This is a genomic window from Serratia sp. PF-27 (genome assembly GCF_030053255.1).
GTDB classification, from domain to species: Bacteria; Pseudomonadota; Gammaproteobacteria; order Enterobacterales; family Enterobacteriaceae; genus Serratia; species Serratia bockelmannii.
Map to the genome: position 1 here is coordinate 1,012,221 of NZ_JASGBT010000015.1, position 21,583 is coordinate 1,033,803.

General features: G+C 59.6%; 22 protein-coding genes. All 22 read left to right on the plus strand.

What is annotated here, in order from left to right:
• The first annotated feature begins 20 nt into the window (after nt 1-20).
• Nucleotides 21-656 (plus strand): DUF3540 domain-containing protein, encoded by a 636-nt coding sequence (locus QMZ29_RS09700; protein ID WP_025303284.1) that lies wholly within the window; start codon nt 21-23, stop codon nt 654-656.
• Between the two features lie 16 nt (nt 657-672).
• A complete protein-coding gene (locus QMZ29_RS09705) occupies nt 673-1,065 on the plus strand; it encodes a DUF4150 domain-containing protein (protein ID WP_004934933.1) in 393 nt (130 codons plus the stop codon).
• A 48-nt stretch (nt 1,066-1,113) separates the two neighbouring features.
• Nucleotides 1,114-1,614 carry a type VI secretion system accessory protein TagV gene (tagV, locus tag QMZ29_RS09710; protein WP_025303285.1) on the plus strand — a complete coding sequence of 167 codons (501 nt, stop codon included), beginning with the start codon at nt 1,114-1,116 and terminating at the stop codon, nt 1,612-1,614.
• A gap of 29 nt (nt 1,615-1,643) precedes the next feature.
• Complete coding sequence (tssJ, locus tag QMZ29_RS09715; RefSeq protein ID WP_049209066.1) at nt 1,644-2,174, plus strand: type VI secretion system lipoprotein TssJ; 531 nt, start codon at nt 1,644-1,646, stop codon at nt 2,172-2,174.
• Between the two features lie 40 nt (nt 2,175-2,214).
• Nucleotides 2,215-3,561 carry a type VI secretion system baseplate subunit TssK gene (gene tssK, locus QMZ29_RS09720; RefSeq protein ID WP_025303287.1) on the plus strand — a complete coding sequence of 449 codons (1,347 nt, stop codon included), beginning with the start codon at nt 2,215-2,217 and terminating at the stop codon, nt 3,559-3,561.
• A gap of 21 nt (nt 3,562-3,582) precedes the next feature.
• Nucleotides 3,583-4,785: a DotU family type VI secretion system protein gene (locus QMZ29_RS09725; RefSeq protein WP_049272050.1), complete on the plus strand. Its 1,203-nt coding sequence runs from the start codon at nt 3,583-3,585 to the stop codon at nt 4,783-4,785.
• Nucleotides 4,785-8,420: a type VI secretion system membrane subunit TssM gene (gene tssM / locus QMZ29_RS09730; RefSeq protein WP_025303289.1), complete on the plus strand. Its 3,636-nt coding sequence runs from the start codon at nt 4,785-4,787 to the stop codon at nt 8,418-8,420. Before QMZ29_RS09725 ends, tssM begins: the two co-directional genes overlap by 1 nt.
• Nucleotides 8,421-8,438: 18 nt before the next feature.
• A complete protein-coding gene (gene tagF, locus QMZ29_RS09735) occupies nt 8,439-9,158 on the plus strand; it encodes a type VI secretion system-associated protein TagF (protein WP_025303290.1) in 720 nt (239 codons plus the stop codon).
• A gap of 23 nt (nt 9,159-9,181) precedes the next feature.
• On the plus strand, nt 9,182-10,213 hold the full coding sequence (gene tssA, locus QMZ29_RS09740; RefSeq protein ID WP_261427405.1) for a type VI secretion system protein TssA: 1,032 nt from the start codon (nt 9,182-9,184) through the stop codon (nt 10,211-10,213).
• Nucleotides 10,214-10,333: 120 nt separating this feature from the next.
• Nucleotides 10,334-10,870, plus strand: coding sequence for a type VI secretion system contractile sheath small subunit (gene tssB, locus QMZ29_RS09745; RefSeq protein WP_016927260.1), 537 nt, complete (start codon nt 10,334-10,336; stop codon nt 10,868-10,870).
• 3 nt (nt 10,871-10,873) lie between these two features.
• A complete protein-coding gene (gene tssC / locus QMZ29_RS09750; RefSeq protein WP_016927259.1) occupies nt 10,874-12,379 on the plus strand; it encodes a type VI secretion system contractile sheath large subunit in 1,506 nt (501 codons plus the stop codon).
• Nucleotides 12,380-12,436: 57 nt separating this feature from the next.
• Nucleotides 12,437-12,943: a type VI secretion system amidase effector protein Tae4 gene (locus QMZ29_RS09755; RefSeq protein WP_261427407.1), complete on the plus strand. Its 507-nt coding sequence runs from the start codon at nt 12,437-12,439 to the stop codon at nt 12,941-12,943.
• Complete coding sequence (locus QMZ29_RS09760; RefSeq protein ID WP_261427409.1) at nt 12,940-13,380, plus strand: T6SS amidase immunity protein Tai4 family protein; 441 nt, start codon at nt 12,940-12,942, stop codon at nt 13,378-13,380. Before QMZ29_RS09755 ends, QMZ29_RS09760 begins: the two co-directional genes overlap by 4 nt.
• 195 nt (nt 13,381-13,575) lie before the next feature.
• The gene (locus QMZ29_RS09765; protein WP_004961372.1) at nt 13,576-14,058 is read left to right on the plus strand and encodes an Hcp family type VI secretion system effector; all 483 of its coding nucleotides are present in this window, start codon (nt 13,576-13,578) and stop codon (nt 14,056-14,058) included.
• An 81-nt stretch (nt 14,059-14,139) separates the two neighbouring features.
• Entirely contained in the window at nt 14,140-14,934 is a 795-nt protein-coding gene (locus tag QMZ29_RS09770) for a lysozyme inhibitor LprI family protein (RefSeq protein WP_043138771.1), read from the plus strand.
• Nucleotides 14,912-15,286, plus strand: coding sequence for a T6SS amidase immunity protein Tai4 family protein (locus QMZ29_RS09775; RefSeq protein ID WP_049206018.1), 375 nt, complete (start codon nt 14,912-14,914; stop codon nt 15,284-15,286). The genes QMZ29_RS09770 and QMZ29_RS09775 overlap by 23 nt, the downstream gene beginning before the upstream one ends.
• A 61-nt stretch (nt 15,287-15,347) precedes the next feature.
• Nucleotides 15,348-16,109: a DUF4225 domain-containing protein gene (locus tag QMZ29_RS09780; protein WP_043138696.1), complete on the plus strand. Its 762-nt coding sequence runs from the start codon at nt 15,348-15,350 to the stop codon at nt 16,107-16,109.
• A gap of 531 nt (nt 16,110-16,640) precedes the next feature.
• Nucleotides 16,641-18,380 carry a type VI secretion system-associated FHA domain protein TagH gene (gene tagH, locus QMZ29_RS09785; protein WP_060433402.1) on the plus strand — a complete coding sequence of 580 codons (1,740 nt, stop codon included), beginning with the start codon at nt 16,641-16,643 and terminating at the stop codon, nt 18,378-18,380.
• Entirely contained in the window at nt 18,380-19,153 is a 774-nt protein-coding gene (locus QMZ29_RS09790) for a PP2C family protein-serine/threonine phosphatase (RefSeq protein ID WP_025303297.1), read from the plus strand. Before tagH ends, QMZ29_RS09790 begins: the two co-directional genes overlap by 1 nt.
• A 28-nt stretch (nt 19,154-19,181) precedes the next feature.
• Nucleotides 19,182-20,168, plus strand: a complete 987-nt coding sequence (locus tag QMZ29_RS09795) for a hypothetical protein (RefSeq protein ID WP_060433404.1) — start codon at nt 19,182-19,184, stop codon at nt 20,166-20,168.
• A 15-nt stretch (nt 20,169-20,183) separates the two neighbouring features.
• Nucleotides 20,184-21,005 carry a type VI secretion system accessory protein TagJ gene (locus QMZ29_RS09800; protein WP_043138708.1) on the plus strand — a complete coding sequence of 274 codons (822 nt, stop codon included), beginning with the start codon at nt 20,184-20,186 and terminating at the stop codon, nt 21,003-21,005.
• A gap of 2 nt (nt 21,006-21,007) precedes the next feature.
• A complete protein-coding gene (locus tag QMZ29_RS09805) occupies nt 21,008-21,583 on the plus strand; it encodes a type VI secretion system baseplate subunit TssE (protein WP_043138711.1) in 576 nt (191 codons plus the stop codon).

Consider the following 21,583-nt stretch of genomic DNA (forward strand, 5'->3'; position numbering starts at 1 on the left):
CACTTCACGAGGGGATCACCATGAGCGTTGCCAACACAACTCGCGCCGTCAACATCGCACCGCCCCAACAGGCCGCTGGCCAGGTCGTCAACCTGTTGCCGGACGGCAGTCTGGTGGTGGAATGTGAAGGTCGTGGCTGGCATTGTCGCCGGGCGGCGAGCTGCCTGCTGACGCCGGCCCTCGGCGATAACGTGCTGGTCGCCGGCTGCGGCCACCAGCTGTGGGCGATCGCCGTCCTCGAGCGGGCAGAGCCGCAAAGCACGGCGCGGCTCTGCGTCGCAGGCGATCTGCAGATTGAAACGCCGAACGGCTCGCTGTCGTTGCACAGCGCGCAGGCGCTGAAACTGAGCGGCGACGCCATGACGCTGCAGGCGAACAGCGGCGACTGCCACGTCGACAAGATGAAATACAGCGGCGAAGAGCTGTCGGCCTTCGTCAGCATCAGCCGTTTGGTCGGTAAACGCTGCGAGTCGCTGTGGCATTCGGTCAGCCAGATCAGCCATTCGCTGTTCCGCAAAGTGCGCCAAACCGAGCACGTACGCGCCGGGCAGCTGGATTATCAGGCGGAAGATTACGCCCGCATTCATGCCCGCAACACGCTCATTACCTCAAAAGACATCACCAAGCTGGATTCGGAACAAATCCACGTCGGATAACCTGCGGAGGCCTTTTATGTTTGCCAACAGCCAAATGATCGGCGTGGACCTGGCGTTTCCCGACGTCTGTCTGACGCCAAGCCCGGCGCCGGTGCCCGTGCCCTACCCGGATATCGCCCTCGCGCCGACCGCCATCCCGAACGCGTTCAACATTCTGTTCGTCGGTACCCCGGCGCACAACATGGCGACGGTAACGCCCCTGACCAACGGCGACAACCCCGGCGTAGCCACCGGTGTCGCTTCCGGGACGGTGATGGGGCCATCCCGCCACCTGACCGGCGCCTTTACCGTGTTGCTCAAAGGCACTCCGGCCACCCGGCTGACCAGCCTCAGCCTGCAGAATTCCACCAACGCGCTCGGCATGCGCATCGTGCCGAGCCAATTAAAAGTGTTGCTGCTTGCGCCCTGATGACGGCGCCTTATTACACAGCCATTCAATCAAGAAAAAGAGGACATTGTGAAAACACGGATTACCCTGACGCTACTGACCGCCCTGACGCTTGCCGGTTGTTCCACCCCGCCGCCACCGCCGCCGGCGCTCAATAACGACGCCCTCATCAGCAGTGAAGTCAACGGCGTCACCCTGCAGCACCGCGCCGCGGTAAGCGCGCCGAAACAGTTCAAGCCGATCGGTGAGGAGTACCGCAGTCTGTATGCCGCCAGCATCATGAGTAGCCCGAATTATACCGGCACCGCCGTCGGCAGCCTGGACAACGCCGCCGCGTTCTACGCGCTGGGCGAAGTGGAAAACAACTGGCTGGCAATCTCCGCCATCCGCGGGGGCGATCTGATGGGGTATATCCAGGCCAACGCTGGCGTGCCGGAAGCGCGCTACAAATCAACGCTGCGCAAAGATCTGCCGCGTCGCGCGCGCGCCGCCAAACAGGACTGCGTCAAAGTCGGCGGCGACAGCAAGGCGTGTAAAAACGCCGGCTCAGCCACCTGGATCCTCCAGTAGTCAGCACGCCTGCGGGCGACGAGATTCCTATGATGACGACCCCTATCGCTTCCCGCTGGTGCGGGATGCTGTTTCTGCTGCTGGGCGCGCTGGCGCTCGGCGGCTGCATGTCTTCCGCCAAAAGCGTGCCGTCGCGTTACAGTCTGGTGTTTGACGCTGACCGCCAGGTCAACGCCGCCGCCGGCGCGCAACCGGCGCCGATCAAAATTCGCGTGCTGCTGCTGCGTTCGGATGCGGAATTCATGGATGCCGACTTCTTCAGTCTGCAAAACGACGCCAAAAGCGTGCTCGGCAACAGCCTGCTGGACAGCGATCAGTTCTTCCTGACGCCGGGCCAGACCGGCAAGAAGCTCGGTGGGCAAAGCGCGTTGGACGCACGTTACATCGGCGTGATCGCCGAATATCAAAATCTGGACGGCAAGACCTGGCGCATGTCACTGCCGCTGCCGGAACCTACCGAAACCAATTTCTACAAGGTATGGCAATTCTCGCCGGATGAGCTGGAAGCGCATATCGTCGCGGGCGTGAGTGGCCTGCGCCCCGTAAAAAAGGTCGACTGACCTACCGCTGCGCTGAAGCGAAGTAACTATAGGTGTGATGATGAAAGATGCTCATAAGGTTGTCTGGACTGAGGGGATGTTTTTGCGCCCTCACCATTTCCAGCAGGCGGAAAACTATCTCGAAGGCTATATGCGCAACTGGGGCCAGGCCCACAGCGGCTGTTTCTGGGGGTTCCTCACCCTGGATCTGGACCAAACGCTGCTGCGCCAGGGCAAGATTGCGCTCAACGCCGCCAGCGGCATCATGCCGGACGGCACGCCGTTTCGCTTCTCCGGCGCCCAGCAGGCGCCCGCGCCGCTGACCATCGCTGAAAACAAGACCGGTGAAAACGTGGTGCTGGCTCTGCCGACCTACCGCGCGGGGCGTGAAGACGTGATCTTTCAGGAAAGCCCGGAGGCGTTGGCGCGCTATCTGGCTTATGAGAACGAAGTCGACGATCTCAACGCCGTCTCGGTGGGCAGCGCGGCCTTGCAGTTCGGTCGCCTGCGCCTGCGGCTGATGCTGGAGAGTGAGCTCAACGCCGAATGGACGGCGCTCGGCGTGACCCGCGTGCTGGAAAAGCGCGGCGACAACAGCCTGCGTCTCGATACCACGCAGATCCCGCCGATGCTGAACTGCCAGGGCAACCCGGTACTGAAAACCTTCATCAACGATCTGCAGGGCCTGCTGCAACAGCGCAGCCAGCAGATGAGCCAGCGCCTGCTGCAGCCGGGCCGCGGCGGCAGTTCCGAAATGGTCGATTTCATGCTGCTGCAGCTGATCAACCGCCATCTCGGCCAGGTGAGCCACGCCTACCACCTCGATCATCTGCACCCGGAGCGCCTGTTCGCCGATTGGCTGCAGTTCGCCACCGAGCTCGCCAGCTTCTCGGCGCAGCGCACCCCGGAAGGCCGCCTGCCGGTGTATGACCACGACAACCTGGCGCTGTGCTTCGGCAAGCTGATGCTGCTGCTGCGTCAGGGGCTGTCGGTGGTGCTGGAAGACAACGCCATTCAGCTGACGCTGGTCGAACGCTCCCACGGGCTGAACGTCGCCACCGTGCAGGACGCCAAAATGATGCGCGATTTTGGCTTCGTGCTGGCAGTGCGCGCCGACGTGGCCGCCGAGGTGTTGCTGACCCATTTCCCGGCGCAGATGAAGATCGCCCCGGTCACGCGCATCCGCGATCTGGTGCAGCTGCAGCTGCCGGGCATCGGTCTGCGCACCATGCCCGCTGCGCCGCGCCAGATCCCCTATCACGCCGGCTACACCTACTTCGAGCTGGAAAAAGGCGGCGACCTGTGGAAGCAGATGGAAAAATCCAGCGCCTTCGCCCTGCACCTGGCCGGCGAATTCCCGGGGCTGGACATGGAATTTTGGGCGATTCGCAGCCATACGGACCGGTAACCTATGACTCAGGAAAATAGCATGGCGCCGGCGGCCAACCCGCTGGTAGACGCCGCCAACCCGCTGCTGAACGCCATTTCGCAGATCCGCCAATCGGCCACGCACGCCAACCCGGCGCAGCTGCGCCAACAGCTGATTGACGAAATGCGCCGCTTCGAGATCCGCGGCCAACGCGCCAACCTGCCTTACGAGGTGATCATCGGCGCGCGTTATTGTCTGTGCACCGCGCTGGATGAAGCGGCGGCGCTGACCCCGTGGGGCAGCAACAGCGTGTGGTCCGGCAGCGGGCTGCTGGTGACTTTCCATAACGAAACCTGGGGCGGCGAGAAGTTTTTCCAACTGCTGGCCAAGCTGTCGCAAAGCCCGCGCGAGCACATCAACCTGCTGGAGCTGATCAATTATTGCCTGCTGTTGGGCTTTGAAGGCCGCTACCGGGTGATGGAAAACGGCCGCTCACAGCTGGAAACCATGAAGCAGCGCCTGCTGCAACTGATCCGGTCGGTTCGTGGCGGCTATGCCCCGCCGCTGTCGCCTCATGCGCTGGATCTGCCGGTACAGCAGAAGCTGTGGCGGCCGCTGGTGCCGCTGTGGGCCTGCGTGGCGCTGACCGGCTTCCTGGCTTCGCTGCTGTTCATCGCCCTCAACTGGCGACTGGGCGACAACACCAGCCCGGTGCTGGCGGCGATTTACCAAACCAATCTGCCGCAGGTGGCGATCGGTAACCCGGCGCCGGCTGCGCCGCCGACGCTGAGCCTGAAAAGTTTCCTGCGCAAAGAGATCGCCGAGGGGTTGGTGGTGGTGCGCGACGAAGCGCAGCAAAGCGTGGTGATCCTCAAAGGCGACGGGCTATTCGACTCTGCCGCCACCACGGTACGCGCCAACTATATTCCGGTCATCGACCGCATCGCCGCCGCCATGAACGGCGTCAGCGGCAAGATCCTGGTCACCGGTTACAGCGACAACGTGCCGATCCGCAGCGCCCGTTTCGCCTCCAACTGGGAGCTGTCGCTGGCGCGCGCCGAAGCGGTCAGCGCCCGCTTGCAAAAACACCTCGCCAACCCGCAGCGGGTCAAGGCCGAGGGCCGCGGCGAGAGCAACCCCGTCGCGCCGAACGATAACAAAGTGAACCGCGCGTTGAACCGCCGGGTAGAAATTACGCTGTTGGTCGCCCCTGAAAATACCCAGGCGGAAATCAACGGCTTGCCGCAAGGAACCGGAAAGTAATGCTCAGTACGTTATTCTCCATCATCACCAGCCGCCTGCTGTGGGGCTTTGTCGGCATCACCGCGCTGGCGTTCATCATCTGGACGATCGGCCCGCTGGTGGCCATCGGCGACTATCGCCCGCTGGAGCCGGAACTCAACCGCCAGATCGCCATCGGCGTGATTTACCTGATCTGGTTCCTGTGCCGCCTGATCCCGCGCCTCTACAGTGCCTGGTTCAACAGCCGCCTGCTGAGCAATCTGCGCGCCGCCGAAGCGGTGCCGGCGGAAGACGGCAAGCCCGAGGTCAAACAAGACGATCAGTTGGCGCAGCGTTTCGACGAAGCGGCGCAACTGCTGAAAAAGGCGCGCTTCGCACCGGGCCAGGGCGACGGTAAACATCGCTGGATGACCCGCTTCAGCCGTCAATATCTGTACCAGTTGCCGTGGTATGTGATCATCGGCGCACCCGGCGCCGGCAAAACCACCGCGCTGGTCAACTCCGGCCTGCACTTCCCGCTGGCGGATCGCTTCGGCAAAGCCGCGCTGCGCGGCGTGGGCGGCACCCGCAACTGCGACTGGTGGTTTACCAACGACGCCGTGCTGCTCGACACCGCCGGCCGCTACACCACCCAGGAAAGCCAGCGCGAAGAAGACGCCGGTGAATGGCAAAGCTTCGTCGCGCTGCTGAAAAAATACCGCACCCGCCAGCCGATCAACGGCGTGATGGTGACCATCAGCGTCGCCGATCTGCTGAGCGACAGCGCCGAAGCACGCGCCGCCCAGGCCAGCGCACTGCGCAAACGCCTGATTGAACTGCACGAACAGTTGGGCATTCACTTCCCGGTCTATGTGCTGGTGACCAAAACCGACCTGCTCAACGGCTTTATGGCCTACTTCGGCAGCTTCGATAAAGCGCAGCGCGACCAGATCTGGGGATTCACCTTCCCTTACGAGCGCTCACGGCAGCCGGACTTCAACCTGAACGCCGCCTTCGAACAACAATACGCCCTGCTGCAACAACGGCTGGATGCGGCGCTGCCGGATACGCTGCTGATGGAGCACGACGCGCGCCAACGCGCCGAAAGCTACCTGTTCCCGCAGGAGTTCGCCGCGCTGCGCCCGCTGCTCGGCCAATATCTGGAACAGGTGTTCGCCACCTCCAGTTTTGAAACCCGCTTTACCCCGCGCGGCATCTATTTCACCAGCGGCACGCAGGAAGGTCTGCCGTTTGACCGGGTGATGGGCGAACTGAACCGCTACCTGCAGCTGCCGACGGCCAACTCAGGGGTGCAGGCCAACGCGGCCTGGGACAGCGTGGGGCAGGAAACGCCGATCCCGGCAGCCAAAGGCCAGAGCTTCTTCCTGAAAGAGACGCTGGAATCGGTGGTCTTCCAGGAGTCCGGGCTGGCGGGCAGCAACCGCTGGTGGGAATACCGCAACCGCGCCCTGCACTGGGCAGGGTACATCGCGCTGGCGGTGATCCTGGCGGTGCTGGCGATGTTGTGGTTCACCAGCTACGGCAACAACAAGGCCTATCTGGCGGAAGTGGCCGCCAAGGTGCCCGGCGTCGAGCGACAGGGGCAAAGCCTGACCCAGTTGGGCAACGGCGACATGTTCTCGCTGCTGCCGTTCCTCAACAGCCTGCTGCATCTGCCGGACAGCCAGAACTTTTCGCTGGACGATCCGCCGTTCACCTACCGCATGGGGCTGTTCCGCGGCGATCAGGTGGGCGACGCCGGCAATGCGTTGTACCAAAAAGCGCTGAAAGAGCTGCTGCTGCCGCAGGTGGCGCAACAGATCGCCACCACGCTGCGCAACGACAACCACGGCGACGCGGACTTCAGCTACGAAGCGCTGAAGGCCTATCAGATGCTGTATCTGCCAAAGCAGTACGACGGTAAATTCCTGCGCGCCTGGGTGATGCTCAACCTGCAACGCAACCTGCCGCAGGGCAGCACGCAGAAACAGCTGCAGCAGATCGAATGGCACCTCAGCCAACTGCTGGATGCGCAGATCCAGGCCTCGCCTTACGCCAAAGACGAACAGCTGGTGGCGCAGGCGCAGGCCGCACTCAATCGGGCGCCGCTGTCGCAGCGCGTCTATGGCCGCCTCAAGCGCCTGCTGCTGAAACAGACCGACATCAAGCCGGTCAGCCTGGTCGATTTGGCCGGCCCGCAGACCGAACTGGCGTTCAGCCGCAAAAGCGGCAAACCGGTCACCGACGGCGTACCGGGCCTGTTCACCTCACAAGGGTACTGGAAAGCGTTCAACGACAACATCGACCCGGTGACCGACACCTTGCGCAAGGAAGACGTCTGGGTGTTGAACAGCCAGACGCCGGAGCAGAAAAGCGCCGATCTGACCAAGACCATCCGCCAGCTGTACATGCAAGATTTCATCAGCGCCTGGGATGAGCTGCTGGGGGATATCCAACTGGCCAACATCGGCAACCTGACCCAGCGCATCAGCAGCGCGCGCCTGCTGTCCGGCAACCCGTCGCCAATGCGCAATCTGCTGGTCAACGTCAGCAAAAACGTCACCCTGCGCGACGAAAAAAACGACGCCGATTCGCGCTCGCTGCTGGCAAAAACCGAAGATAAGCTGAACCAAAATGCCAACCGCACGCTGGAAGCGCTGTTCACCAACCGGCCGGCCAACGCCGACGGTGACGTGTCGGCCCAGCCGGAACAGCTGGTGATGGCGCACTTCGCGCCGCTGCTGGAGCTGGCGCAAAGCCAGGGCGAAGGCAATAAGGCGATCCCTTTCGACAGCGTGCTGAAACAGGTCGATGAACTGTACAGTTACCTGACGGCGGTGCAGGGCGCGGCCAACAGCGGCATGTCGGCGCCGCCGAGCGACATTATCCCGCGTCTGCAGGCCGAATCCGGCCGCTTGCCGGTGCCGTTCAAACAGATGCTGCTGTCGCTGGCGATCGGCGCCAGCAGCGATACCCAGCGCAAAGAGATGGAGAACGTGAAAAAGCGCATCAGCTTCGAGGTCGGTAGCTTCTGCCGCCAGGCGATCGCCGGCCGTTATCCGCTGGTGGCCCGGGCGCGGCAGGAAGTGACGCCGGACGATCTGGCGCGCATGTTCGCGCCGAACAGCGGGCTGATGGACAGCTTCTTCCGCGACAATCTGCAGGGCAAGGTCGATACCACCCGCGCCAACTGGCGTTTCACGCCCGGCGTGGACGGCAAGACGCTGCCCGGCGGCGAAGGCATCCTGCGGTCGTTCCAGCAGGCGCAGCGCATCCGCGACGCCTTTTTCGCCAACGGCACGGCGACGCCCTCCTACCGCGTGACCGTGCGGCCGGTGCGGATGGATAACGACATCCTCAACCTGACGCTGGATATCGACGGGCAGCTGTTCAAATACAGCCACGGCCCACAGGTACCGCTGGTGGTCAGTTGGCCGGGCACCCGCAATACCAACCAGGTGCATCTGCAGCTGGCGCTGGCCAACGGCACCACCGCCAGCCTGGTGACCAGCGGACCATGGGCGCTGAATCGCCTGGTCGACATGGCGCAATCGTCGGGCACCGGCGGCCTCGGCCGCCAGGCGACGTTCAATCTCGACGGCCACCGCGTCACGCTGGAGTTCACGCCCAACAGCATCCGCAATCCGTTCCAACTGCCGGCCTTCTCGTGCCCGTAGCCCCGAAAGGACATGACCATGAGCACTGATTCAAGCGCCCCGACGAGCATCGGCTGGTACGGCAAACTTCCTTCCGCCGGTGACTTCCTGCAACGCCGTTTGCCTGACCCGGTGGTCAACAACTGGGCCCACTGGTTCCATAACGGGCTGGTGAATTTACAGCGCGATGCACAGGGGCCGAACGGCCACCCGTTCAGCAACGCACCGGTGTGGAACTTCGTGATCCCCGCCACGCTCGGCAGCCCGTACGTGCAGATGGGTTGCCTGTTGCCGGCGCGCGATCGCGTCGGGCGGCGCTACCCCATCTGCGCACTGCGCCTGTTCAGCCTGCAAGAATGGCGCCCGCAACAGCTGAACATGGCGGCGAGCTGGTATCAACAGCTCGGCCATACCCTGCTGAACGGCGTGCGCAACGGTTTCTCCGCCGAGCAGATCGACCGCACGTTGCAGGCGATCCCGGCGCTGCCCAGCCCACCGGCGGAAGCGGATTCCGAGATATTGTCGATTATCGGTTTCCAGCATCCGGACGTACCGGGCCTCGGCTGGCAACAGGCCGCCGACTGCTTCGATCCGGCGCAGTACACCAGCTTCTGGTGGACCAATCAGGCCGACGGACATCCGCTCTACACCCACGTGCACAGCGGCAACCTCACCGTGCAGCTGTTTTCACTGCTGTTCGAACCCAACGGCTGGGCGCGCCCCGGCCGCGGCGGCCAGTACCCGCAAATGTTTGATTAACATCGTTCGTTGAAGGAAATTCTATGGCTATCGATACCGATACCCTGCTGGCCCCGGTTGACGCGGACAATCCCTGCGGCGACAACCTGGAATACGACGCCGACTTTCTGGCGATGGAACAAGCCGCCACCGGCAAGGCCGAACAACAGTTCGGCAGCACCATCATTCCGGAAGAAGCGCCGGATTGGGTGCAGGTCGAGCGCCTCGCGACCTCGCTGCTAACGCGCACCAAAGACCTGCGCGTCATGCTGTATCTCACCCGCGCCTGGACCCAGCTGCGCGGGTTGCCGGGCTACGCCGACGGGCTGACGCTGGTCCACCAGTCGATGACCCGTTACTGGAACACCCTGCAGCCGCCGCTGGAGTTCGATGGAGAAGCCGATCCGCTGTTTCGCATCAACGCGCTGGCCGACCTTGGCGACAAAGCGGCGCTGGCCGCCAGCGTACGCGCCGCGCCGCTGCTGAAAAGCGCCGCCGGAGAAATCTCGCTGCGCGATGCCGGTGCCCTGCTCGACGGCAGCAAACAGGAGTGCCCCAACTTTCCCGGCGGCCGCGCGCGGCTGCAGGATGAACTGGCGCAGCAGGATCGCCCCGAAGGCGCCCTGGTGAAGCGCATCGCCAACACCCTGAGCGCCATTCGCAGCGAAGTGACCCGCCATCTGGGGGAAAGCGCGCTGCCGGAAATGAGCGCGCTGACCAAGGTGTTTTCTCTGGTGGCGCTCGCCGGCCAGAGCGATGCCCCGGCCGCCGACGAACCAGACGCGACGCCTGAAGCGGCTGCCATGCAGCAACCGGCCGCCGTACAGAGCGCCACCGCTCCACTCAACTGGCGCAGCGCGCAGATCCAGTCGCGCGACGACGCCCAGTTGATGCTGGACAAGGTGAAAAACTATTTTCGTCTTCATGAACCGAGCCACCCGGCGCCACTGATGATCGATCGAGTCCAGCGACTGATTACGCTGGACTTTATGCAAATCGTCCGCGATTTGGCGCCCGATGGGCTTAACCAACTGGAGACCATTCTCGGTCGCCCCGACAACGAGGAGAACAGCTAGCCGCCGACCTTTGTTCTCTTGACGCATCCGATACCGTCTGCCCTGCGCAGACCCGAATCAGAACCTGACTCTCCCAGCCGGACGAGGCGCGTTCCCAATCGCCATTAGATGGAGTAAATCATGTCAAACTCGAAATCCCGCAGCGGGCAGAAATTCATCGCCCGCAACCGCGCGCCGCGCGTACAGATTGAATACGATGTCGAAATTTATGGCGCAGAGCGCAAAATCCAGCTGCCGTTCGTGATGGGCGTGATGGCGGATCTGGTGGGGAAAGCGGTCGACCCGCAAGCCAGCGTGGAAGAGCGCAAATTCATGGAAATCGACGTCGACAACTTCGACGAGCGTATGAAATCGCTGAAGCCGCGCGTCGCTTACCAGGTCGACAACACCCTGACCGGCGAAGGCAAGCTGAACATCGATCTGACCTTCGAAAGCATGGAAGACTTCTCCCCCGCCGCTATCGCCCGCAAGGTCGACGCGCTGGACAATCTGCTGGACGCCCGCACCCAGCTTTCCAACCTGCTGTCCTACATGGACGGCAAGAACGGCGCCGAAGAGCTAATCTCCAAGATCCTGCAAAACCCGGCGCTGCTGCAATCCCTGACCGACGCGCCGAAGCCGGCGGTTAACGACGACAACAACGAGCGTGAGGATTAATCGATGAGCAACTCGCCTCAGCAACAGAATGCGTTGCAAACCACCGAGACTTTTTCCAGCGATGAGTTCAGCGCGCTGCTGAACAAAGAGTTCCGGCCGAAGACCGATCAGGCCAAAGAAGCGGTCGAGAACGCGGTGAAAACCCTGGCGCAGCAGGCGCTGGAAAACACCGTCACCGTTTCTTCCGACGCCTATCGCACCATCCAGGCGCTGATCGCGGAAATCGACGAAAAGCTGTCGCAGCAGATCAACCAGATCATTCACCACGACGACTTCCAGAAGCTGGAAGGCGCCTGGCACGGCCTGCATTATCTGGTCAACAACTCCGAAACCGACGAGATGCTGAAGATCCGCTTCATGAGCATTTCCAAGCAGGAGCTGGGCCGCACGCTGAAGCGCTATAAAGGCGTGGGTTGGGACCAGAGCCCGATCTTCAAGAAAGTCTACGAAGAAGAGTATGGCCAGTTCGGCGGCGAACCGTTCGGCTGCCTGGTGGGCGACTACTACTTCGATCACAGCCCGCAGGACGTGGAGCTGCTGGGCGAAATGGCCAAGATCGGCGCCGCCTCGCACTGCCCGTTCATCGCCGGCACCGCGCCGAGCGTGATGCAGATGGAGTCCTGGCAGGAGCTCTCCAACCCGCGCGATCTGACCAAGATTTTCCAGAACACCGAGTACGCCGCCTGGCGCAGCCTGCGCGAATCGGAAGACGCGCGCTACCTGGGGCTGGTGATGCCGCGCTTCCTGGCGCGCCTGCCGTATGGCATCCGCACCAACCCGGTAGACGAGTTTGACTTCGAAGAAGACACCGACGGCGCGACCCACGGCAATTACACCTGGACCAACGCCGCCTACGCCATGGCCGCCAACATCAACCGTTCGTTCAAAGAGTTCGGCTGGTGCACCGCCATTCGCGGGGTGGAATCCGGCGGCGCGGTGGAGAACCTGCCGTGCCACACCTTCCCGAGCGACGACGGCGGCGTGGACATGAAGTGCCCGACCGAGATCGCCATCAGCGATCGCCGCGAAGCCGAGCTGGCCAAAAACGGCTTTATGCCGCTGGTGCACCGCAAAAACTCCGACTTTGCCGCCTTTATCGGCGCGCAGTCGCTGCAGAAGCCGGCGGAATACTACGATGCCGACGCCTCCGCCAACGCCCAGCTTTCCGCGCGCCTGCCGTACCTGTTCGCCTGCTGTCGCTTCGCGCACTATCTGAAGTGCATCGTGCGCGACAAAATTGGCTCCTTCCGCGAGCGCGACGACATGGAACGCTGGCTGAACGACTGGATCATGAACTACGTGGACGGCGATCCGGCCAACTCCTCGCAGGAAACCAAGTCGCGCAAACCGCTGGCCGCGGCGGAAGTGCAGGTGGAAGAGATCGAAGACAACCCGGGCTATTACAGCGCCAAGTTCTTCCTGCGCCCGCACTACCAGCTGGAAGGCCTGACCGTCTCCCTGCGCCTGGTGTCGAAGCTGCCTTCGCTGAAGCAAAACGACGCGTCCTGATGGGCTGAAGTCAGGCCGCGGTAGTGCGGCCTGATAAATAAAACATGGAGGTAAATCATGGGAACAAGACCCCGTTTTCTGGCTGCCTGGACTGCGGCTAAAAATATTTACGACCCAAACGATCCTCTGGAAAAAGTTAAAAATACGATTGGCGGTGCCGTAAAACGAAACTTTGAGATACCCGCCGAATCAGGCGGCTGGGAAAACAGCTGTGCCGTAAGGATGAGTTACGTGCTCAATTACACAGGCCATCCGGTTCCCAGAATAGGTCAGTTAACCGTCTCAGGCGCAGATAAAAAATGGTACTTTTTCCGCGTGCGAGATTTGATTCCCTACCTGACTAAAACGTGGGGAAAACCTGACATGATTGTTAATTACCCTCAATTACCTGTTACGCAACTGGCCAACAAAAAAGGATTAATACTTTTTGAAGTATCAGGTTGGGGAAATGCGGGCGGGCACGCCACTTTCTGGAACGGAGCCAGTTGTTCAGATCATTGCTATTTCAATGAGCCCGGAACCAATTACTCTACTCCGCGAGCCAATTTTTGGGAGTTGCCATGAACAAGTTAACTACAATCGGATTGGCAACTACCTTGTTGGGCCTCTCGCAGTCATCACTCGCCAAGGACATTCAAGATCCGGTGGCATTTATCAAACAGATGCCTTATCACCAAGTCGTAAAAGAACTGGCATTGTCACGCTGCCTGGCACAGGTCTCCGATTCGGATAAAGCATTCTCTCTTGATGCAGCCAGAACGGCGAATGCGATGAGAGAATGGATGCCATTCGATATCGAATCAGGTGATGAGAAAATCAATGTTCTCATCGACAAATATAAATCCAGAATCAATGAGTTTCACAGCGAAACTAAAGACAAGAGTCAAGGTGTCACCCTAAACTGCCTGCGGTTGTACCATAGCCCTGAATTGGACAAGCTTTCTCGACAGCTCATAGCAGGCAACCCAGATCGCACGTGGAATCAAGATAACGCGAAATAATTAAGCATTGAGCCATTAGCACTTAATAGTGGCTCGGTAACCCGTACCGATAGTTTTCGGTATTTAAGAAGGTGCATGGCACAAGGATATAAATTGGTAATGCATTACCACACTTGCAATTCCTGCTGCTATTACCTGAGTTTTTCAACGTAACGTTAATACTACTGTTAACCCTTAATAAAGAGTGAAGAAACTATGGCTATTGATATGTTCCTGAAAGTTGAAGGTGCCAGCGGCGAATCTAAAGATTCGAATCACAAAGGCTGGACCGACATCACTTCTTTCTCCTGGGGCGCTTCTCAACCGGGCAATATGGGCGTTGGCGGCGGCGGTGGCGCCGGTAAAGTGTGCTTCAACGATCTGCACGTTAACGCGCTGGTCGACAAGTCAACCCCGGCGCTGCTGAAGCACTGCTCCAGCGGTAAGCACCTGACCAAGGTTGAGTTGTCTGTCTGCAAGGCGGGCGGTACTCAGGTTGAGTACGTTAAAATCACCCTGGACGACGTGCTGGTCACCGCCGTGCAGTACACCGGCGCAGGCGGCGAAGACACCGTGGGCGTCACCTACTCCTTCCAGGCGGCGAAAGTGAAACAGCAATACTGGGAGCAGAGCGACAAAGGCGGCAAAGGCGCCGAAAGCAGCGCAGGTTGGAACATCAAGGAAAACCGCGAAGCTTAATTGTTATACAACCTCCCCGTTATGGGGAGGTTTATTAGCAAGCAAAGGACAGTTCTCTGCAGAAAGAAGGGCATCACTCTATTGAAAAAAAATAAACTTCTAATCAGCGGCGTCTTATTATCGTTCAGTGCATATGCAGCAGAAAAAAACGTTAATGCCCCAACATCATCAACTATTGATGGCTTATGGCAAGTAACTCAGGTCAACATAGACAATGAGACTACCCGCACACTTAACTATCAACTCAACGACCCTCGATTACTAGGAAGGGTAATCACTATTTCCACTAAATCAATAGAAAACAATCTGCCGGAAAAAGACGTCTGCACAGCGCCAACCTTAAGTATTGAGAGAAGCACGCTAAATCAATTCATCGGCAAGTCGATGGGCGGAGATAAAAGCATCTCGGCTAAAAACTATTCATTGAAAGAAAACGGCCAAGCAGAAGTCTCTCTTTTCAAGATCGCGTGTCACTCCGGATCATTCGGCCCATCCGATAATGGTGTAGGCTCCAGTTTTGCTGCTCTCAATCCACAAAAAATGCTGGTTAATTGGTACGATGGCTCGCTACTGCAATTAGAACGGTTACCGAAAGCTCCTAAACCTGCAGCGTCTTTCGACTGCGCTAAATCTAAAAGTATTGTTGAAAAAACTATCTGCTCAGATTTCAATTTATCCGCCTATGACAAAAGCGTTTCCCAAGCTTGGCTGTTGGCAAAAAAGCAGGCGACCGATGCAGGAGATAAAAAGCTGGCAGCCTCTTTAAACAGCACGCAAAAATCTTGGTTACTGCAAAGGGATAAATGCCGAGATGACAAAGACTGCCTGGCCGATACGATGCAAAAACGAATCGATGAACTCACATCATACGATTAAAACTGTATTCCTACTCACGTTGGCGGTATTGAATACTGAAGCTTCCGCCAACGGAAAGTACTCCTCTGCCGAGTACCTCAAAAACTACGCGCTTAGCGTTTGCATCGCCGAGGGGTACTCAGCAAAAGAAGTCAAAAACGATGCCGCCGCCGCCGCTCGGGGTTACACGGAATTCGGCGATTATTCTCTGGAAGCGCATACCGCCGTCAGGGCGCTGGCAAAAGAATTTCTGGCAAAGCCCTATGACAGTATGTCAGGGGAGCCGATGACGATGGCCAAGTGCATCGATCTTGTACACAGCCAAGCGCTGCAAGCCATCATCAAGAAATACCAAGGGAAAGACGACAACTGAGAGTAAATCCGCATCCCTTCACAGAGTAAATATTGGTATAAAGAATAGGAAAGGAATCCTTATGCAATACAAAACAAAAGTAGATCTGGATAGATCTATCGATGAACTCAAAAAACTATCAAGAACGTTTTCACGACAGTATCTATACACCAACGAATCAAGAGCTAATTTCTCACTGGAAATAGACCAACTTATTCAGTTTGCAAAAAGGGATATCAGTATACACTGCACATCCTACGCTGGGGCAATCAGTATAATCGAAGAAGAAATCAACAACCTCAGACGACAAGAATTCAACATTAATACAGGTAAAGCCAAGCTCTTTGTCGCAATAAAAAAAGAAAAAAGAGAAAGATTTTCAAACCTGGTGATGAAACAAGTTGGTTTTGTCAGTGGCGGCTCTCAGATATTTGCCGGAATCGGAACCTGTGCACTTTCTGCAGGCATGGCCTGCGGGGGCGTTGGCGTACCGTTAATGGCTCAAGGAGCAAATAATTTTTACGAAAGTGGCTATTATTTACTTTTCAGAAAAGATAAGGTTGGCAGTATAAGAGAGGCATACCACTACGCGGCTAACTATCTAGGCTATAATAAAAATGAAGCTGACATCGTTTATAGTTCCGTTGACATCTCACTATCTGGGTACGGTATATTTAGCAAGTCATTAAGACCAGACTCTTGGCGGTTGTTTAAACACATAAATAGCGATTATATTATTGGATGGAAAAAGCTTGGCACGGTTCCATTAGGCACAGAGGTTTTTTCCAATGCCATAACCGGCTATGGAATTTACAAATTAATCGATGAGGAAACAAAACAGTGAGCGATGACGTCACGCTTTCCACCTACTCTTACTCATTTGTGTTTTTATACTTTTTCCTGTCAGTTGTAGTTTTTGTCGGGCTGTATCACCTAAAAAAGAAAGTTAACAATAAAAAATCTTATTCTCTTTTTGTGATAGTTACCATAGTAAATCTATTTACAAGCATCACCCAAGGTTTAATATTTAACTATGGTTCTGAGATACTGGATTCAATGCTCAATATAAAATTCCAAGATTATGACGAGGTATGGTACGCCAGTATTATATTCGCCCTAATTTACTTATCTCAACTACCGACTAATCTCTATTACAAGAAAAAGGGTAAGAATAATGCTAGCAATAGCAAAGGCATCACCTGACACATACAGCCTCACGTTATTACATTGAAGTTTTCGACCATATAATGCGTTAACCAAAAAAAATTTAGTCACTCACGTTCAAAGTTCTCTCTTAGGAAAGAAATAAAGTCGAACTCATCCCGTTATTGAGTTCCACTGTCTAGCCATAAGATCTTATCAGCAGGAATGCCTTATGCGATTTTCCATTGTAAAAAATAAAAGCGGCCAGGTTCCGCCGCAGAGCAGTTGCGATTTTCTGCCGCCGGGCGGCACCATCGGCCGCAGCGTGGACAACAACCTGGTGCTGCCGGACGAAGAGCGCGCCATTTCCCGCCTGCAGGCGATCGTGCACATTTCCGCTGACGGCGAATGCCGCATCACCAATCGCGGCAACGTTACCCGCGTGCTGCTGAACGACATTCCGCTGGAACGTGGCCGCCAGGTTGAACTGCAGGACGGCGACGTGCTCGGCATCGACGATTACCAGATTGAAGTCAGCGCGCTGCAACAGCACGCCGCGCCGCAGGCTCAGCCGGTGGCCAAGGCCGTTGCCGTTGCCGCGGCTGCGGCCCCTGCAGCCGCCGCCAAAGAAAAATCCGCCGCGCCGATCCCCAACGAAATCTGGGACAGCCTGGTGGAAGAATTTACGCCGAACGCGCCGGCCGCCGTCATACCGCCGCCGATCACCAATCCGGACAATCATCCGCTGCTGGAGACCCCCGCTCGCGAGCTGAACCCGGCCGATCCGCTGGCGCAGCTGGCGGGCGAGGTCGATCTGCGCCAGCTGCAGCAGCAACAAACCGATCCGGCGGCGCTGTTCAACACCGACACCACCTTTGAGCGTGAGCATATCCTGGCCGACACCACCCCCAGCGCGCTGCTGGCGGAGCAGGCTGCGCCGACGCGCCCGGCTCCCCCCGTCCAGAATGCGCAGCAACCGGAGCAAGAGCTGGATCCGCTGGCGCTGTTCGGCGGTTCATCCGCGCCCGCTTCGCCAGAGACGTTAAACAGCAACGATCCGCTGGGGCTGCTGATGGGCGGCGCCGTGCCGCTGGCTCAGCCGGAGGAAGCGGTACAGCCGCCGTCCCCGCCGCCAGCACCGGCTCCGGTCGCCGCACAGCCGGTAGCGCCGCGCCCACAGCCGACGCCGCCGCCCGTGCAGACGCCTGATCCACAGCCCCAACCTGCGCCGCAGTTCAGCCAGCAGGAACCGCCTGCACAGCCGCCGCGCCCGCGCCAGGGCAACCGCCTAGGCATCGATCCGGTCGCCTACCAATCCGCTCAGCGGCAGCACGCCGCCGCGCCAAGTGGCGACGCATTGGAAGGGCCGTTGCTGGCGGCGCTGCTGCAAGGCATCGGTCTCGACGATCTGCAACCGCAGCCGCACTTTGACGAACAACAGATCCGCCAGGCCGGTCGCCTGCTGAGCCTGTTCTCGCAAGGCACCGTCGCCCTGCTCTCATCCCGCTCGATCCTCAAGCGCGGCGTGAAGGCCGAGATGACCATGATCCTCGACGAAGCCAACAACCCGTTCAAGCTGCTGCCTTCGGGAAAAACGGTGCTGATGCAGATGTTCGGTAGCCAGATGCCGGGCTTTATGCCGCCGGAACAGGCGGTGCGTGACGCGCTGATCGACCTGCAGGCGCACCAGCTGGGGATGATCGCCGGTATTCGCGCCATCATCGCCGCCATGCTGCAGTCGTTTAACCCGGAGCGTCTCGAAGAAGAAGCGCGCAAGGAAGGCGTGGCGCCGCGTCTGTCGCTGCCCGCCAACCGCAAAGCTGCGCTGTGGGACTACTTCGTGAAGAACTATCAGCAAACCTCCGGCGAGATCGAGGACGATTTCCACACCCTGTTCGGCGAAGCCTTCCTGCACGCCTATGACGTTGAAGTGAATCAATACAAAGACTCACAGACCAAACCGGACGCGTAATGAATATCACCATAGCCTCTACCTCCAACCAGGGCGGCCGCGCCTCCAACCAGGATCAGACCGGCGAGGTGCTCGGCAACCGCGCCGCCTGCTTCGTGGTGTGCGACGGCATCGCCGGTTTTCCGGGCGGCGATATCGCCGCCAAACTGGCACGCGACACCATTTTGCAAAACTTCGACGGCGAAAAGCACCTGAACGCCCAGAGCATTCGTCAGCACATCACCAGCGCCAACGCCGCCATCCACCAGCAGCAGCGGCAGTCGGACGAATACAGCAAGATGGGCACCACGCTGGTCAGTCTGTTTATCGATCGCGATTACCAGCTGGCCTACTGGGCGCACGCCGGCGACAGCCGCCTGTACCTGTTCCGCCGCGGCTACCTGCATACCGTCACCACCGACCACAGCCTGATCCAACAGATGCAGGACGCCGGCTACCAGACCAACGGCATCAACAGCAACCTGCTGTATTTCGCGCTGGGGCTCAACGAAGAGCGCGACGCCACCTACAGCGACGTGCTGCAGCTGGAAGACGGCGACGTTTTCCTGCTGTGCACCGACGGCTTCTGGCACAGCTTCAGCCAGGCCGAACTGGAACAGTCGCTGCATATGGTCAACTCCCCCAGCGAGTGGATCGCCCTGATGCAGCAGGCATGGAAGAAAAACAATAACAGCGATAACTACAGCGCTATCGCCGTCTGGATTGGCTCACCGCAGGAAACCACCCTGCTGCATTCGCTGGCGGATGCGGAGCGGTTTCTGAGCCGCGACTGAGCAGCGCACATTCACAGCAAGGTTCACTATGAAATATTGGATGCCGGGGCTCGTCGCCCTGATGGCGGTGCCGACCGCGCAGGCGATGAACTATCGCCTGGTTTACTCCCCCAGCCAGAAGCTGGAAGTGTTTATCGATGACGTCAAAAACAGCAATCCGGCAAGCTGGTGCGGCAAGAGCATCCCGCTGCGCATCGTCTCGGCGCAAAGCCAGGATCCGGCGGTGCTGAACGACTTCCTGCCGCGCGTCGGCAATCTGTTGGAAAAGCAGTGCCCGAAAGCCGGCCACCTGCCCTGGACGCTGACCGACAAGCGCGGTGAGAAGCTGGCCAGCGGCGAAGCCGCCAAAGTGCGCGGCTGGAAACCGGTGGTCAAACAGGAGGCCGTCGAGCAGGCGCAAACCCCGCCGCCGCCGACCATTCCTGCGGCGGTGGCCGTCACCTCTCCGCAGGCGGACACCGCGCCGCCTCAGCGTTTCAGCCTGCCGCAGGGCTGCCACTTCCGCACCTTCTGGGGTGACGAAGCCAACGGCGGCGCGCTATTCATTCCCGCTGGTGAGGCGCTGCGCTGCGGCGAGGACGGCTGGCTGCAGGGCAGCGGCGCGGTCACGCTGCAACAGGGCGGCCAAACCCTCTCGCCGACGCTGTGGTTCCTGCAAGGTTACCCGCTGGCGAAGGTGAACGGCGGCGATCGCGCGCTGACCGTCGTCAGCGCCAACGCCCAACGGCTGGTTTTGGGCGGCAACCCGCAGGCGCCGGGCAGCTTCCTGCTGCTGAGCTTCGAACCGAAGCTGCACGCCTGGGCGTTCAACGGTGAAGCGATCGTTGAAATGCCGCGCGTCGATGCCGCCGACGAGAACAAGGTCAAACAGCGCGTACAGCAGGCGCAAACCGCCTGGCAGCCGCTGCTAAGCGCCCCCGCCCCGCTGACCTTCAAGCTGGTGGAAAAGCTGGCCGCAGACCGCGTCGATCCCGCCAGCGGCAGCTACCTGTCGGTTAACGGCGCCACTCACTGATTATAAGGAAAGCCTGTGAAATCATTAGCAAGCATGCTGCAAGGCCAGTCGATCGCCGCGGCCATCACCGCCGTCGAAAACGATATCAAGGCGAAACCGGCGGATGCCGACCTGCGCGCTGCGCTGGTGCAACTGCTGTGCCTGAGCGGCAACTGGACGCGCGCCAACGCGCAGCTGAAATCCTGGCAGGCGCTGAAACCGATCGCTCAACCGACCACGCTGCTGCTGATGCAGTCGGTCAACGCCGAGCTGCAACGCCAGGCGGTGTTTGCCGGCGCGGCCGCGCCGGCGCTGCTGCGGCAGGATCAGCCCTGGCTGCAACTGCTGGTGCAGGCGCTGCATCAGGATGCGCAAGGGGCGGCCGAACAGGCCCAGACGCTGCGCGACGAAGCGCTGGAGGCCGCACCGGCCGGCGCCGGGCAGTTAACGCTGGCTGAAGGGAACCAAGAGCGGCAGCTGAGTTTCGACTGGCTGACCGACGGTGACGGCCGCCTCGGGCCGGTATGCGAGCTGGCGCTGAACGGCGTTTACTACTGGCTGCCGTTCGCCGATATCGCCGCGATCCAGTTCCAGGCGCCGCAGAGCGCCATCGATCTGGTGTGGAGCCATGCACTGGTGCGTCTGACCGACGGCCGCGAACAGGTATGCCAACTGCCCGCCCGTTACCCGCTGGCCGAAGGCAGCGACGACGCGCTGCTGCTGGGCAAACGCACCGAATGGCAACCGCTGGGCGACGGCACCCACTATGCGGGGCTAGGCCTGAAGACCTGGCTCAGCGAAAGCGACGAATTCCCGCTGCACAGCCTGCGGCAGCTGAGCTTCGACGCGAGCGCCTGAACATGAACGATAAACGCCCACCCCACTACGACGGCGGCGATCTGCGCCGCCAGGGCTATCGCAATCGTCAGGACAGCGAGCGCCTGACGTCGCGCGACAAAATGCAGCCGGTGCTGCTCGACATGCTGACCGACGACGAACCGCAGAAAAAACAGGAGGCGCAGGTGCGCAACCTGGTGTCGCACAGCGAGCTGCGCCGTCGGGTGCTGCGCGATTTGCAGTGGCTGTTCAACTGCGTCAACAGCGAATCCAATCTGGATCTCGGCGATTTTCCGCAGGTGCGGCGCTCCACGCTGAATTACGGCATCGCCTCGCTGGCGGGCAAGCGCATGTCGGACATCGAATGGCTCGACATTCAGCGCGCGCTGACCGATTCCATCCTCCATTTCGAACCGCGCATTCTGCCCGAAGGACTGCAGGTGCGCTGCATTTCGGACACCGGCTCGCTGGAGCTGCACAACGTGCTGTCGATCGAAATCAAGGGCCGCCTGTGGTGCGTGCCCTATCCGCTGGAGTTTCTGTTCCGTACCGACGTGGATCTGGAAAACGGCCACTTCGATCTGAAAGACATAGGGTAA